The organism is Agrobacterium sp. FDAARGOS_525, assembly GCF_003938925.1.
Lineage (GTDB): Bacteria > Pseudomonadota > Alphaproteobacteria > Rhizobiales > Rhizobiaceae > Agrobacterium > Agrobacterium pusense.
In genome coordinates this window covers 15,038-29,699 of sequence record NZ_RKIU01000005.1, presented here as the reverse complement: position 1 = coordinate 29,699, position 14,662 = coordinate 15,038, and the positions used below count along the sequence as shown (strand labels likewise).

11 protein-coding genes and 2 pseudogenes are annotated in these 14,662 nt (G+C 57.7%); 8 read left to right on the top strand and 5 right to left on the bottom strand.

Features of this window, described 5'->3' with window-relative positions:
• The first annotated feature begins 34 nt into the window (after positions 1-34).
• Genes EGT36_RS26995 through EGT36_RS26980 form a run of 4 tightly spaced genes read left to right on the top strand, consistent with a single transcriptional unit; the run spans position 35 to position 4,698 of the window.
• Positions 35-1,165 carry an SMODS domain-containing nucleotidyltransferase gene (locus EGT36_RS26995; RefSeq protein WP_286079971.1) on the top strand — a complete coding sequence of 377 codons (1,131 nt, stop codon included), beginning with the start codon at positions 35-37 and terminating at the stop codon, positions 1,163-1,165.
• Positions 1,162-2,850: a ThiF family adenylyltransferase gene (locus tag EGT36_RS26990; protein ID WP_113732147.1), complete on the top strand. Its 1,689-nt coding sequence runs from the start codon at positions 1,162-1,164 to the stop codon at positions 2,848-2,850. Before EGT36_RS26995 ends, EGT36_RS26990 begins: the two co-directional genes overlap by 4 nt.
• Positions 2,825-3,286, top strand: coding sequence for a M67 family metallopeptidase (locus EGT36_RS26985; protein WP_113732148.1), 462 nt, complete (start codon positions 2,825-2,827; stop codon positions 3,284-3,286). The genes EGT36_RS26990 and EGT36_RS26985 overlap by 26 nt, the downstream gene beginning before the upstream one ends.
• Positions 3,283-4,698: an SAVED domain-containing protein gene (locus tag EGT36_RS26980; RefSeq protein WP_113732149.1), complete on the top strand. Its 1,416-nt coding sequence runs from the start codon at positions 3,283-3,285 to the stop codon at positions 4,696-4,698. The genes EGT36_RS26985 and EGT36_RS26980 overlap by 4 nt, the downstream gene beginning before the upstream one ends.
• An 87-nt stretch (positions 4,699-4,785) precedes the next feature.
• Here EGT36_RS26980 and EGT36_RS26975 read toward each other — a convergent pair whose 3' ends face one another.
• The 4 genes from EGT36_RS26975 to EGT36_RS26960 form a co-directional block, all read right to left on the bottom strand.
• Positions 4,786-5,025, bottom strand: a complete 240-nt coding sequence (locus tag EGT36_RS26975) for a hypothetical protein (RefSeq protein ID WP_125271470.1) — start codon at positions 5,023-5,025, stop codon at positions 4,786-4,788.
• Positions 5,026-5,226: 201 nt separating this feature from the next.
• A complete protein-coding gene (locus tag EGT36_RS26970; RefSeq protein WP_113732151.1) occupies positions 5,227-5,865 on the bottom strand; it encodes an HNH endonuclease in 639 nt (212 codons plus the stop codon).
• The gene (locus tag EGT36_RS26965; protein WP_172965729.1) at positions 5,865-7,370 is read right to left on the bottom strand and encodes an ATP-binding protein; all 1,506 of its coding nucleotides are present in this window, start codon (positions 7,368-7,370) and stop codon (positions 5,865-5,867) included. Before EGT36_RS26965 ends, EGT36_RS26970 begins: the two co-directional genes overlap by 1 nt.
• Before the next feature lie 444 nt (positions 7,371-7,814).
• Complete coding sequence (locus EGT36_RS26960) at positions 7,815-10,781, bottom strand: Tn3 family transposase (RefSeq protein WP_125271469.1); 2,967 nt, start codon at positions 10,779-10,781, stop codon at positions 7,815-7,817.
• Between the two features lie 165 nt (positions 10,782-10,946).
• Between EGT36_RS26960 and EGT36_RS26955 the strand changes: the two genes are divergently transcribed.
• Positions 10,947-11,528 (top strand): recombinase family protein, encoded by a 582-nt coding sequence (locus tag EGT36_RS26955; RefSeq protein ID WP_125271468.1) that lies wholly within the window; start codon positions 10,947-10,949, stop codon positions 11,526-11,528.
• 15 nt (positions 11,529-11,543) lie between these two features.
• Here EGT36_RS26955 and EGT36_RS26950 read toward each other — a convergent pair.
• Positions 11,544-11,815, bottom strand: a pseudogene (locus EGT36_RS26950) (metal-sensing transcriptional repressor).
• Positions 11,816-12,112: 297 nt separating this feature from the next.
• On the opposite strand from EGT36_RS26950, the pseudogene EGT36_RS31555 reads away from it, so the two are divergent.
• The 3 genes and pseudogenes from EGT36_RS31555 to istB all read left to right on the top strand — a co-directional run.
• Positions 12,113-12,196 (top strand): annotated as a pseudogene (locus EGT36_RS31555) (heavy-metal-associated domain-containing protein); the annotation flags it as partial.
• A gap of 115 nt (positions 12,197-12,311) precedes the next feature.
• On the top strand, positions 12,312-13,811 hold the full coding sequence (gene istA, locus EGT36_RS26940) for an IS21 family transposase (RefSeq protein ID WP_052821263.1): 1,500 nt from the start codon (positions 12,312-12,314) through the stop codon (positions 13,809-13,811).
• Position 13,812: 1 nt separating this feature from the next.
• A complete protein-coding gene (gene istB / locus EGT36_RS26935; protein WP_003501246.1) occupies positions 13,813-14,547 on the top strand; it encodes an IS21-like element helper ATPase IstB in 735 nt (244 codons plus the stop codon).
• Positions 14,548-14,662: the final 115 nt, after the last annotated feature.

Below are 14,662 nucleotides of genomic sequence, written 5' to 3'. Positions count from 1 at the left end.
TACCAAAATTGTGATATTAGGATGCCATGACACAATGACATTGAAATTCGCAACGCTGGGTTGGAATTTCGCTCGCGGAATTCCTATGTTGTCAGCGAAGGTTAATTGGCTGCGAAAGGGCCGTCAACTCGGCCGCACTCCAGAGGTATATATGGTCCCGAACGCACGTTTTCTCGAGTTTCTGCAAGATATCGAACCCAGCCCCACCACTGTGAGCAATTCATCAAAAGCCCATACGGGTGTCCGTAGTCATCTTAAAGCGCAAGACGACTTCAAGGCGAAGATCGAAGGAGACTTCCTCTCTGGAAGTTATGCGCGCAACACCTCCATCCGACCCAAGACGGATGCCGACGGCGTCGTGCGTCCTGATGTCGATATCATCATCGTGACCAACTACACGGAAGATGACGAGCCGGACGACGTCCTGAACGATCTGTGCGCCGCTCTCGAGGGCGGAGGTGACGGCTACGTGGTCGAACGCATCAACAAGCGGTCGATCAAGCTGATCACGTCCCTTGCCGAAATGGATGTCGTGCCGGTGATCGAATGGGGGGAGCAATACAAGATCCCCGATCGTGAATCGGGCGAATGGAAGCTGACCGACCCGCCGGGCCACATCAGCTGGAGCCGCGACCGCAACAGCGATTTCGGTGGACGCCTCAAGCCGCTGGTCAAGCTCTTCAAGTGGTGGCGCCGCGAAAACAACTCAGGCAAGCGGCCTAAGGGGTTCGTGCTCGAGGTCCTGACCGCGCTCCATGCGCCGCAGAACGAAACCCACTACGGCGAGGCCTTCGCCCAGATGCTCGAGAACATCCACAAGGCTTATGCGTTCCAGGCGGAGATGGATATCAAGCCAATCATATATGACCCTTCTGTCGCCGGCAGCGATATCCTTGCGAAGGTGTCGATCACGCAGTGGAAGGCCTTTATAGCCAAGGTGAAAACCTATGCCGACTACGCGCGGAAGGCCCAGTCGACCGACAACATGGACGACGCGACCTGGTACTGGCGCAAGGTGTTCGGCAGCCGGTTCCCGGCGACCGAAACGGAGAAAGTCGCCAAGGCAAGCAGCCTTCTTGAGAAAGCGGCTGCTACGGCAGGCACATCGTCATATGTGTTTCCGGATGCCATGGCCGCACCGACCAAGCCGCGCGGATTTGCATGAGCATCTGGTGGCTTAATAACACCCTCCGCGTTGCTCGGGAAAAAGAAGCGGTAGAGAACCTGGCGATCGAAAACAAGTGGTTCGTTTTCGATCGCTGGGAGATACACGATTACAAGTTTGCGGCTGCCGGTTCGATCGTGGCGCACGGCGCCACCTATCCCGTCCGTCTCGTTTATCCGGACAACTTTCCGCTCGTGCCCGCCTGGGTGGAGCCGCAGGACCCTGAAGCGAAATGGTCCTATCACCAGTACGGCAAAGGCGGTGCCCTTTGTCTCGAGCTGCGCCCCGATAACTGGACGTCCCGCGCTAGCGGGGCAGATGTTCTGCGTAGTGCTTTTGGCTTGCTCAACCTCGAGAACCCTTTGGGAGACGGGGAGAAGGGCAAGGTTACCTCGGCTCATAATGTTGGTGAGATCCAGAAATATAACTGGGGCGAGTCACCGGTCTTCATCGGGCATGAATGCCTTGAACGGCTCTTGAAGGGCGACATTCAAGACGTTCACGCACTGCGGTGGTCGGCCTCGGACAAAGTTTGGCCGATCTTTCTCAGCGACGCCATTGACCGTGAGGGTGTTCAGCGGCCACCATCGGTGGATCTGGACACTTGGCGGTTTCCCGTGCCCGTAGCTCTGGTCAGTGGGAAAGTGCCCGATGGTCTTCCGTTAGAGCGAACCGCCTTCACATCCACTCTCTGGGAGAGTTCGCCGGTGGAAGGCGAAGTGCACTTCGTGACTGTGTTCATCGAAGATGATGGCATCAACGTCTTCCATGTGCTGTCGGACGATGCCTATCACCGCAAGGTCTATATCCTGCCTCCCGAAACGGGTCTGCGCGCCGGTCGGGCACCGTCTGCACAAGGCAAGAAGGTCGCCATTGTCGGTGCCGGTTCGGTGGGCTCGAAAGTTGCTGAAATGCTGCTGCGTAGCGGGATCGACACCCTGCGTATCTTCGATGGCGACGTGTTCCTGCCGGGCAATCTGGAGCGCCATGTTCTCGACTGGCGAGACGTCGGATATCACAAGGTCCACGGGCTAAAGCGCCGGCTTCTGCATATCGTCCCGGGCGCGAATATCATGACCGTTGACCAGAACCTGAACTGGCAGAAATCAGCTAGCACCAACGCGGCTCATTTCGATCTGATTACGGCCTGCGACATCATCGTGGATGCCACCGGCGATCCTGCGACATCGATGCTGCTTGGTGCCCTGGCTTTCGAAAACCAGAAGCCATTCGTTTCCGTGGAAGTGTTCGAAGGCGGAATCGGGGCCTTGGTTGCGCCTTCCGTACCGAAGCGAAATGCCGCTTATACCCTCGGCCGAGAGGCCCTCCTGAACTGGACAGATGAAAAAGGGCGCGTCGTGCCGCTTTCGGCCGGCGATGGGGCTTATGAGGCAATCAGCGACAACGGCGAGATCATCGTAGCGGATGATGCTGCGATCAGCATGGCCGCCTCACATGCCGCCCGCGTTGTGCTCGACATCCTTGACGACAAGCTTGACGATTTCCGGTGGTTGCTGATTGGTTTCCGGAAGGAATGGGCCTTTGACATGCACGGCCATGTGATCGCCCTCGATGTCGGCGGTCCGTCAGAGTGGAATAGCAATACCGAGGATGCCGAGGCCCAGAAATTCGTAATCGAGATTGCCGGAGAATTGCTGGATGCTCTTAAAGCTTTCACCCAGTGAACTGGCAACTCTGACGACTGCCCTCAAGCGTGCCGGCGACAAGGAAATCGGGGGCCAGCTGTTCGGCGAACAGATTGAGCCCTCGCGCTTCCGCGTATCCACAATGACGCTTCAGGCCCGGCCCGGCACCTTCAGCCGGTTCCTGGTCGACATCCTTCAGGCCGTACGCGATGCAACGCGGTTCTTCGACCGGACTCATCACCAATATCGCCGCTACAACTATATCGGCGAGTGGCACAGCCATCCCAGCTTCGAGGTCCGCCCTAGTGGGGTCGACGTCCAGAGCATGCGGGATCTGGTCAGGGATCCGGATTTCAAGGGCAGCTTCGCAGTGCTGATGATCGTTCGCCTGCGCGCCGACAAATTCGAGGCGGGCGCTTGGCTCTTTGATCCACGCGGCTTCGAGCAAGACGTAAAATTGGAAATGGACGCATGACCGACAAGCAGCCAGCGCCAACGCTGACCGATTACAAAGGTATGGGTGGCGTGATCGCCCAGGATGGTTTTGAATACCAGATCTGGGACGGCCTTGCGCGACTGCCGGCCTGGCTCGTGAATCCCGCGTTCGAAGGCATGATCTTCGAAGGTCTCGAAGATCTCGAAGCCCGCTTTTTTGCGCCTCTGACGCCACACGGCTCAGTCATCGACCGACATCAGGCCAAGTCGGGTGTTCTTAAGCCGGCCGACGTCAAGGAGATCGTGGAAAGGTTCTCTCATTATCACGATAGCTACCCTGATACCGCGAGAACCCATATTCTCGTCACGCCGCAGATTCCGGCCACCTTGGCTTACATGGCGAAGGACCGGGACCGGGTCCGGAAGGCGCGCCCATTCTATGACCCGTTTACGGAGATCAAGGCACAGTTCGATGCCAAGTTCCGAGCCGATGTTGTCGCTCAATATCCGGATCCGCTTGGCGGATTCGTGGTCGATTTTGTAGACTTTGACGAACGCAACATACCGGACGAAAACACAGCCCGAAGCCTGTTTGCTGGTGCGTTCCATGAGGCGTTTCCCGCCTTGGACCTCAAGTCCAGCCAGCTCCGGAAGATCTTCGACGATCTTCTCGCAATGGCCAAGGCGAACCACAACATCGGCAGTTTCCTGACCCGATCGGCCTTGGTTCAGTGTATTGAAGCGGCGATGGGCGAAAGCCTGCCTTTGCCACCCTTCGCGCTGCATATTCTCTCCGACCGGAAGGAGAGTAATCCCTCGACGCTGGAACTGGACGCCGCCGCTTTTTCGGCCGGCGCCGGCAGCACGGCCGACTGGCATGAAGGATTGCTCAAGCCTCTGCAGCGAACGGCCACCTGGCTGAAGCAACAGGGAGCGTCCCGCCTGACCCTGCAGGGATCCTATCGTCTTTCGGCCGGCTTTGCTCTCGGATGGTCGTTTCGATCAGCCTCCGGCTTCGACATCGATATCATGACCCGTGACGGCGTATGGGCAACGGACGATCGTCCTGAGGCAGGCGCTGCATATCCTCAATGGGACGTGTCGGAGCCTCAGCTGGATCTAGGTGATGTTTTGACCGTCAGCATCGGGATACTCCGGGACCCTTTCGGCGATCTGGTCTCATCGGGGATTCCTCCCGAAAAAATCCAGCGCTTCCACCTTTCAGTGCCGGTTACGTCGGCCAAAGAAATGCAGGCGATCGTCGGGCAGGTCAAAGGGCGCATTGCCGGTCTTGCGGCAAAATACCAGCTAAAGCAGATCCAGTTCTATTATGCCGGTCCATCTCAGTTCGCCGTCGCGCTCGGCCACCGGTGGAATACCATGCCTGAAACAGTGCTCCACGAGTTCAACGCCGGAACCCGAGAATATGTGGCTACGCTTACGCTCAAATAGGCGGCCAAAAACTTTGGCGGGCAGGCAATGGCGCGGACGTCACGATGGGAGGCAAGCTCCCCAAAGCCACCTGCGGTTCTTGAAATGTCATCCGGCATAAGCCTTGTCACGCCCGTCAACCAGCATTCCAAGCCAGTTTTCCAGGCCGTCGAGATAATCGGCCAGCTTCTCCATATGTATGGCAAACCAGCGGATACTAATATGGACGAGATCCGCCCCCAGCGTGCGAGTTGCGTCGCGACTGCGCGCGTAGCGGAAGCTCTCCCCTCGTGGATCCCGCTCATTTAGCTGGCGCATGTAGGCTTCGATACCGTCGAGATCTTCCACGGGCAAGTGGTCGACTCCTGGGAGATCGCAGATGGGATCAAGCATGTTCCACAGCTGCGCAAGATCGTGCCGACCCAGATGCTTTTCCTGACTTCCCCATATCGCATCCCATAGCCGTGCTCTGTTGGACTAGGCTCGACAGCATGTTCGCCACTTTACAAGCACATTGCGACTGCCGCTTGCCAGAGAGTATACCCTCGACTAATCCTGCGGAACGGTCTCAAGGTATGCCTTGATGCTGGCAAGTGCTACATGCATATCGATCCGATCTGAAAAGGGATCCATAAGGATACCGATTTGCTTGGCCATGGCAGGATGGATCGGCACCTTCTCTGCTCCCGCCTTTTTCTTTCCGTAGCGACTCAAGCCGCACATTGCGACGGTTTCGATACCCTTGTCCGTGAGAGGTTTGACGACTTTCCCGAACCACTGGATGTGATCGGCGTAGTTGTCAAAGTGGGGATGAACAATTTTATATTGCTCAGATCGAGTTGGGAACCGCTTGAGCGAAGGATTGACCCTGACCTCTTTCTCCTTCTTGGCAAGATTACAATCCTTGCAGGAAATGCTGAGGTTTTCAGGTACGAACATGAATCTGGCCGCTGCGTCACGGGATATGATGTGTTCCCCGTCCCAGACAGCATTATTGTTGGTCGCGATCTCAAAGGCGCAATAGCAGCACCGCTGACTCTGTTCAGCGATGTAATGATCTTTGATTTGTTTTCTTACTGGAGCTACTTCATCTTCACCCCAATAGGATCCAATCTGATCGACGGCAGGTCGGGTTTCGAAATCATTGACAATCAGCTGGTTTGCGTCGGAATATACAACGGGGTTCATTACGACGCCTTCGTTCCCGCAGCCCGAGCGACGTTAGCGATATCCCCGATGATATCCGCAATCGGATCATCCGGTTTCAATTGCTCACTAATCTTCTGAAGATCGGCGGTCACTTCATTGAATTCAGGAGACTTCGACTTGCCTTCCGAGATGAGGCCAAGTGCTGCAACGACCCTTTCCCGGACGTAGAGGTTCCCGGGCATTGGCGTTCCGAAAACTTCCGCGAGCAGGTAGTCTGCCGATTGACCGGTGATATCTTCCGTCGCGGGGAGAGACGGTTGGTCAAGCGCGATGACGTTCGCGTGCTTGGGAAGCTCAGATATGACCATCGGAGAATGTGTGGCAATAACGAAGTGGCATCCATTGAAGCGGGCGAATGTCTTAATCAAAAGGTCGACGTAATCGACCTGCCATTCGGGATGGAGGCTGAGTTCCGGTTCGTCGATCAAGACAAGGCTTGCATTGTTGATGACCGATGCCAGTGCGAGCAACGCGCAGATCATGCTCAGCTGGCCGGAACTGGCACGTCGCAGGTTCGAAACCGGACCGTTGATTTGCTTAACCTCGACGCCCGATAGCCTGAGAAAACCTGCTCGCCGTAGCGGTTGCAGGATGCGAAACGTTTCGTCGAGATCGCCTCCGTAGTTGAAGTCGGCGACTGTCCTGACGAAACCGTCCTCCGCGCGCGCCATCGCCAGCTCCAGAAGATTGTTCAACTCTACCTCGTCAAAGCCGCTCCGAAGCATTTCCTCGACATTACGGCTCTCCGAAAAGTTGCCGACCGATTTCCAATCGACCCTTTCTCCACGTTGCAAACGCCGCAATACGGACGAATGGATTCGTATCTTGTAGATGACGGTCAAGATCGGCTCTAGGCCGAGGAATTGAAACACCGAACCAATGTTGATGCGACGAAGAGCTTCGTTCTCCCCTTCCTCGAACAGGTTGTTCAGGGAACGGAACAGAAGCGATTCCATCGACGCTTTGCCGAATTGATCGCGAAGACCCAGATATTCGTAGACCGATGGATCAACCGGCTTCACAGAATGCCTTAGGGAGCGGGGAACTGGGAATTTGTCGAAGGGGCTGATGGTGAGGGCGACCACGCGCCTTGGGAGTGGCAGACCGTAAATTGGTACATGCAAGTCATCGACATGGCATTCCAGGCTTTGCTTGCCATGGTAGTCAATCGTGCAACGCCGACCATCGATCATGTACGAGAGGTGCTCGAGAGGAAACTCTTTGATCGTGCGCCGCTTTCGCGTCTGCAACTGCTCCAACGTGACGAACGTCTGGACGATGGAGCTGAGAAGATGCGACTTTCCAGTTCCGTTCTTGCCAATCAGTGCGGTAATGTGTTCCGAAGAAGATGACCGAAGGCTTTGAGGCGGCTCGCTAAACGAAACATGGGGATTCATCCACTCTCGTTGTCGACGCCAGGGAAGGTCTACCTGGACCTTCGCCGTGCGAGCAGCCAGCAGCTGAAAATCGTCCCGTGCGTACATAGATCCCCTCACACTGACCCTGTGGGTCATGCACCTGAATATCCATTCTTTGCTGCCTACTAAATCACGTTGACAGGTTGTAGCATGGCCATCCACAACAACATTGAAGATAGGAGCCGATAAGCGTCATTGACGACGGCGCCGCGCCATCTGCGGGCATGACATGTCGATGCTCCAGCTGAGGATTGAGGTTTATTGCAGGACGACCAGGGCTAAAACGAAACAGACTCAGGAATAGCAAGCCACGGGTGAAACTAAGCGTCTGCAAACCAAAGGAAATTTAGAGTGCAGTGCGTCGGAAATTGGCCAGTCGTTTGTTCAGATCCCTTCAAGGCGAAGGCGATGAGAGCTATTGCTCCAATAGAAGACATTCGGATGACCGGACTTATAGGCGTCCCTACACGAAAGTGGTGAATCTGTCCGACATTTGAGAACATATGGTGATCACGCAGCGAGGATGGAGGTTTCCCGCCGCAGCGGCCTGAGATCGGGGCTGTCCGTCGGGGTCCAGATGTAATCTCCGGTCAGACTGATATGCTGCCAACCGAGCGGGGTGATATGTTTGATCACATCAGGAGGCGTGGCGATGCCTTCACGATTGAGCTGGGCGAAAGTCGGTTCGAGATAGAGCGTATTCCAGTAGACGATGGCATTGATGAGTAGGTTCAGTCCGGACGCCCCGTAGAACTGGCTCTCGAAGGTCCTGTCCCGCAGTTCTCCGAGGCGATTGAAGAACAGCGCGCGGGCCAGGGTGTTCTGCGCTTCGCTCTTGTTGAGGCCGGCGGTAGCGTTCCGGCGCATTTCTGGGTTCTGCCACCATTGCGGCAGGAAGATGGATCTGTTGATGCGTCCGATATCGCGAAGTGCGAGCGCCAGTCCGTTTTGACGCGGAAAGGCGGACAGCTTCGCCAGCAAGGTCGAAGGCCGGACCTGGCCGGAACGGATCGTCGTGACGAGGCGGAGGATATCGTTCCAATTTGCCTTGATCCGCTCGATGTTGATGGGCTCGCCAACGAGCGATGCAAGATTTTCGGGCGGCGTATCGCCCGGGAAGAGATAAAGCTTGCGATCCTTGAGGCCGCGCAGCCGAGGTACAAGCTGGAAACCAACAAAGTGGCAAAGCGCAAAACTTATGTCGCTGACCCCGCCGGTATCGACATAGTGCGTTTCGATGGCGAGATCGCTGCCGTGATAGAGCAGTCCGTCGAGAACATAGATGGCCTCGCTCGCATTGGCGTTCATGGCGATGATGTGGAAAGCGCCGTACTGGTCAGACGTAAAGCGGTAAAATTTGGCGCCGGGGTTGGGGCCGTACCGCGCGTTGAGATCGCCAATCGCCTCGGCATGGCCTCCCGCCGGAAAATATTGTCCGTCTGAGGATGATGTTGTTCCATCGCCCCACAGCTTCGCGAGAGGCAATTGCTTCTGGGCGTTGACGAGGATGGCGTGAGCGGCGTTGTAGCCTTCCTCGCGAATGTGCCAGTCATGCGCCCAGGCGAGTTGACGCATCGTCAACCCGGGTGAAACATCGGCCATTCTCGTCAGGCCAAGATTGATACCGTCCGCCAGGATTGCGGTGAGCAAAGCGAGCTTGTCGTCGGCCCACCGACCGGTGCGTAGATGTGTGAAAGCGTTGGAAAATCCCGTGCGAGCATCCACCTCGAGCAAAAGATCGGTGATGCGGATTGCGGGCAAACGGCTTTCCACTTGTCGCTTCAGCGACTTGGCGATGTCTGGAAACATCGCCTTGTGCGGCGTGACACTGAATCCAGCCTCGGTCAGTTCGACATCATCGAGTTCGCCGACGGCTGCAAGACGGGAGAGGTCAGCCAATCCCTCATTCATAATCTTGCGCTGCTGGCTGAGATAGGTTTCCACGTCGGTATCGACGGCGACCGGAAGTGGACCTTCCTCGCGCATCAGCTCAAATGTCGGCGTGGGAATGAGAAAGCTTTCGAATGACTGGAAGCGCTTCGCCCCCTCCACCCAGACATCACCCGCATCAAGCCGGCGCTTCAACTCGCTAAACAGGCAGAGTTCGTAAGCCCGGCGATCAATCTTGCCATCCTGAAGGAGGAGCGGCATCCAGCCTTTCGGTGCGAAGGATGTGGGAGCGTTGTCCGGTATAGCCCGTTTCCCTGTGCGGTAGAGATCGGCAATCACGGAGAGCGCGCGCAAGAGATTCGCCGCCACGGCGTGCCCGCGGAACACGAGGGTCGAGAGGAATTGCGGCGCAAGTTTCCGGATCGTCGGATAGCGCTGGAGCATTTCGATTTTACCGTCGATGATATCCGGCGCGATCAGCGTGTCGACCGCCTCGACACTGGCGGCAAAGGCTGGCCATTGAACGACCTGTTCGAGCGCCTTGGCGATATCCTCGCCTTTCTCCTTGGCCTTGATGATCGCATGGCAAACTTTCGAAACGTCCTTCAGTGGCTTCTGCACCTCCCGCACGGAGCGGGTGACGCGGGCGGCCGCCTGACTGTCGGCCCGCCGCGTCAACATACCCATGAGTTTCTTGAACATGTCGATGGCGCCGTCGGTCAGGTGGCGGGAAAGATACAGCACCGTCGCCGCCAGCACGGCATGCCGGCGTTCGGGGTTGAGGTCGCGCAGATGTTGGGCACTCATTCGCATCCCCTCCGCGGCGAATTCATCAAAGACCTTGGCCGGAATGCGCTCCATCAGCGTCGCCGGCAGGTTTAGGGACCGAAGGAAGCGAATTCGCTCGGCTATTCTGTCAAGGTTGGCGGCGGCTGGTGATAATGCTGGTGTCCTCGCCCAGGCGAGAATGGTGACGCTCGTCCCCTCACGCGGGTCGAGAAGTTTGTCCAGGTCGAGCTTTTGGCCCTCCGACAATCCGCCCGCCAGCGCCCGGTGGGCTATGCGAATCCCGCGCCGGATTGCCAAATGAAGGATGGCTTCAAGGGCTTGGCGCGCAGGCAGAAGAATGCGGCGACGGCGCAATTCCTCCACCACCATATCCGCCAATGCATCGGCTTGGCGCAGGCTTTGCGCGGCAGGCGTCAGCCAGCCGGTAAGCGCTTTCACGTCCGCGGGCGCAAAAGGACGCATCTTCATCCTGTCGAAAAGCAGGGCGAGATGCTCGCGCCGGGTCTGCGGGCGCTCGAAATAACGATCGATCTCGCGGTGATCGACGCCAATCTGCAGTGCCAGAAACCGCAAAACGCCAAACGGCAAGACCTCGCCATCCGCAAGCGGCCGGCCGGGATAACGCAGCAAGGCTATGACACAGGCAAGGCCCAGCCTGTTCGAGGCCTTGTTCTGCCGCATGATCAGGTCGAGATCCGGCCGGTCCAGCGTGTAATGTTTGGCGATCTCCCTTTCGTCCTGCGGGATGGTTGTCGCCTGTTGCCACCATATCTCGCTCAGCAATGCTCTTCTGGCCATTGTCTCGGCTTCCAGTTTCGTTGCGGAAACCGCAGCGAACTGGAAAACACATGTCCGACAAACGACCGTTTCGCGGCATCCACAGTTTTTGTCCGCAAACCTTGTTCTTGAACGGCAAATCGGACATTGTCCGAGTTCAACGAGAAAACGGACAAACCACGTCTCATGACCTCTATCGGCTATGCAAGGGTCTCCACTGGCGACCAGGACACTGCCCTGCAACTCGACGCTTTGCGCAAAGCAGGCTGTGAAAGACTGTTCGAGGATAAGGCATCCGGCGTGAAGACTGACCGGCCCGGATTGGCCGAGGCGATCCGCTACGTTCGCGACGGCGACACGCTCATAGTCTGGAAGCTCGACCGCCTCGGTAGGTCGATGAAGCACCTCATCGAGATCATCACAGAACTGGAGGCCAAAGGCGTCGGCTTCCGATCCATCACCGAAAACATCGACACCACGACATCGGGCGGTCGACTGGTTTTCCACCTGTTCGGGGCGCTGGCACAGTTCGAGCGCGATCTGATCAGGGAACGAACACGCGCCGGCCTACAAGCCGCAGGGGAACGCGGTCGACGCGGTGGTCGACAAGTCGTCGTAACCCCGGAGAAACTTGCCAAAGCCCGCCAGCATCTGGCGGCCGGTTTGAACGTCCGGGAAGCTGCGGCCCGCGTGAAAATCGGGAAAACCGCCCTCTACGAAGCTCTCAGGGCCGAAAAAACAACGACATCTACGGTTAAACCGACCTGAGTTCAGGATACGTTCTCAAAAGTCGGACAGATTCACTACTTTCGTGTTGTGACGCCTTATAGCTACTACGAGATCCAGGGCGCCCACCGTTTCCTTCAGGCAATGATCGAGATGGTCCTGGTTCAGGGTGCGCTTGGCGTTGCGGACTGCCTTCTCGACGGCATCCAGTTGTTGGGTGATGTCGAGACAGGGTATGCCCGCCTCGAATATGGCGGTGACACTCCTCAGATGGCGTTCGCACGCTTGAGGCGCTTGTCGGAATGCGTTTCGTGTCGATGTTCGCTCATGAAGATTTCCCACCCCCTGGAGGGGATATGTCAATCGGCTTTCTTGTTTCCGCCAAGAAACAGAGCAATCGCGTCGGCCATGAAGTTTGGGGTGGGCGACACTTCGGATCCGCTCAAGGCGTTTCGAGACTTGGTCACGCCCATCAGCTTTTAAGCACCGCTGTGGCGACATTGCAGGGGCTCGCGGCCCTCGGACCAATTAGTCGATATCGAGCGCCCCTGTCGAACCAAGTTTTTGCTTGCACCTCTAGTGGCTAGAGGTCGTAAGGTTAATCTTTCACAATGTGAGGATTTCCAGTGAGCGACTCGTTACAAACTCGTTTCCGGGTAACCGGAATGGATTGCGCCTCGTGTGCAAACAAGATCGACACTGCCGTGAGATGTGATTAGGCATGGAATAAGGACCCCGCACATGGGGTGATCGGCGTCCAAACGGGACCCCCATTTGCAATGGGGTTACAACAGCCTCCGGTTTCATCGGAGGCTTTTTGTTCGGATGCTTATTGTGGAAACAATTCTGAAGATACGGCGGCTAGCCCATGTTCAGGGCAAGTCGATCAAGGCGATCTGCCGGGAGTTGGGCATATCGCGGAAAGTGGTGCGGAAGGTTTTGCGCACCGATGAGACGGAGTTCAAATACGAACGGACCCGTCAACCTCAGCCGAAGCTCGGCCCCTGGCGCGGTCAGCTCGATGGAATGCTCCTCGCCAATGAGGCCAAATCTTCTCGCGAACGGCTGACACTGATCCGGATATTCGAGGACTTGCGCGACCTCGGCTACGAGGGCGGTTACGACACAGTCCGGCGTTACGCCCGAACATGGGCGAAGGAGCGCGGGTCCGTGACGGCGCAAGCCTATGTGCCGCTCTATTACGCGCCGGGCGAGGCCTACCAGTTCGACTGGAGCCACGAGATTGTCGTGCTGAACGGCGTGACGACGACGGTGAAGGTTGCGCATATCCGGCTCTGCCACAGCCGGATGATGTATGTGAGAGCCTATCCGCGCGAGACGCAAGAGATGGTCTTCGACGCCCATGACAGGGCGTTCGCTTTCTTCGGCGGGGCCTGCACGCGCGGCATCTATGATAATATGAAGACCGCGGTGGAGACGGTCTTCGTCGGCAAGGAACGGCAATACAATCGCCGCTTCCTACAGATGTGCAGCCATTACCTGATCGAACCGGTGGCCTGCACGCCGGCGTCGGGGTGGGAGAAAGGCCAGGTCGAGAACCAGGTCAATCTGGTGCGCGAACGCTTCTTCACGCCGCGACTGCGCTTCAAATCCTACGATGAACTGAATGGCTGGTTGCTGGACAAGTGCATCAGTTACGCCCGCGCTCATAAGCACGTCGATCAGACGGAGCGCACGATCTGGGAGGTGTTCGATGCGGAGCGGCCGCACCTGGTCGGCTATCCCGGCAAATTCGACGGCTTCCACGCTGTGCAGGCCTCGATCGGCAAGACCTGCCTCGTGCGTTTCGACAACAACAAATACTCGGTACTGTCTACGGCAGTCGGCCGCCCTGCCGAGATACATGCCTATGCAGATCGCATCGTCATCCGGCAGGATGGCGTGGAAATCGGCCAACACGATCGCTGCTTCGGCCGTGGCGAGACGATCTATAATCCCTGGCATTACGTGCCGGTCCTGACCCGCAAACCGGGAGCACTGCGCAACGGTGCGCCGTTCCACGACTGGGTTTTGCCCGCCGCCATGGAGAAGGTGCGCCGCCGGCTGAAGGCAATGCATGACGGCGACCGGCAGATGGTGTCGATCCTCGAATGCGTGGGCCTGGACGGGCTCCCCGCCGTCGAAGCGGCCTGCCAGGAGGCGATCGATCAGGGCGTGTTCTCGGCCGCCGTCATCATCAACATTCTGGCCCGCAAGCGTGATCCGCAGCCGGCCGCCATCCTTTCCATCCCCGATGCGCTTCGCCTGACCCATGAGCCTCTGGCCGACTGCGCCCGTTACGACAGCCTGAGGAGGGCAAGCTGATATGGAACGATCCCAAATCCTCGACATGATGGGCACGCTGAAGCTGTTCGGCATGCGTAGCGCCTATGACGAGATCATGGCCTCCGGCATCAAGCGACAGCACGAACCGCCGCGCATCGTCGGTGACCTGCTTCAGTCGGAGATCGCCGAGAAGCAAGCGCGCTCCATCAAATACCAGATCACCGTCGCCAAGCTGCCGCTGGCCAAGGACATCGACGACTTCGACTTCACCGACACGCCGGTCAACGAAGGCCTGGTGCGCCAACTCGCAACCGGGGCCTTCCTCGCCGAGCAGCACAATATCGTTCTGGTCGGCGGAACCGGCACGGGAAAGTCTCACCTGTCCATCGCCCTTGCTCGTGCTCTGATCCGCAATGGCGCACGCGGCCGCTTCTTCAACGTCGTCGACCTCGTCAATCGGCTCGAGACGGAGGCACGTAGCGGCAAACAGGGACGGCTGGCCGACTTCATCACCAGGCTCGACTTCGTCATCATGGACGAACTGGGCTATCTCCCATTTGCCCAGGCGGGCGGCCAGCTCCTCTTCCACCTCATCAGCAGGCTCTACGAGCGGACGTCCATCATCGTCACGACGAACCTGGCCTTCGGCGAGTGGCCGGCCGTATTCGGCGACGCCAAGATGACCGCCGCTCTGCTCGACAGGCTCACCCACCATTGCGAGATCGTGGAAACCGGGAACGAATCCTGGCGCTTTAAAAACCGCTCTCAAAGCTAAAGCCGAAAAGACAAACAACCCGCGCCCGCAGGCCCTTGCGCTAAATGGAGAGCCCCGGGCCTACGCGCGCTGACCCGATGCAACTAGAGGCAGGGGTCCCTTTTGGGAGCCGATA

Bases quoted from the DNA above. Each gene is read 5' to 3' on its own strand.
- EGT36_RS26960 (WP_125271469.1), bottom strand. From the start codon at position 10,781: ATGGCCAGAAGAGCATTGCTGAGCGAGATATGGTGGCAACAGGCGACA.
- istA (WP_052821263.1), top strand. From the start codon at position 12,312: ATGCTTATTGTGGAAACAATTCTGAAGATACGGCGGCTAGCCCATGTT.
- EGT36_RS26955 (WP_125271468.1), top strand. From the start codon at position 10,947: ATGACCTCTATCGGCTATGCAAGGGTCTCCACTGGCGACCAGGACACT.
- EGT36_RS26970 (WP_113732151.1), bottom strand. From the start codon at position 5,865: ATGAACCCCGTTGTATATTCCGACGCAAACCAGCTGATTGTCAATGAT.
- istB (WP_003501246.1), top strand. From the start codon at position 13,813: ATGGAACGATCCCAAATCCTCGACATGATGGGCACGCTGAAGCTGTTC.
- EGT36_RS26980 (WP_113732149.1), top strand. From the start codon at position 3,283: ATGACCGACAAGCAGCCAGCGCCAACGCTGACCGATTACAAAGGTATG.
- EGT36_RS26965 (WP_172965729.1), bottom strand. From the start codon at position 7,370: ATGTACGCACGGGACGATTTTCAGCTGCTGGCTGCTCGCACGGCGAAG.
- EGT36_RS26990 (WP_113732147.1), top strand. From the start codon at position 1,162: ATGAGCATCTGGTGGCTTAATAACACCCTCCGCGTTGCTCGGGAAAAA.
- EGT36_RS26995 (WP_286079971.1), top strand. From the start codon at position 35: ATGACATTGAAATTCGCAACGCTGGGTTGGAATTTCGCTCGCGGAATT.
- EGT36_RS26985 (WP_113732148.1), top strand. From the start codon at position 2,825: ATGCTCTTAAAGCTTTCACCCAGTGAACTGGCAACTCTGACGACTGCC.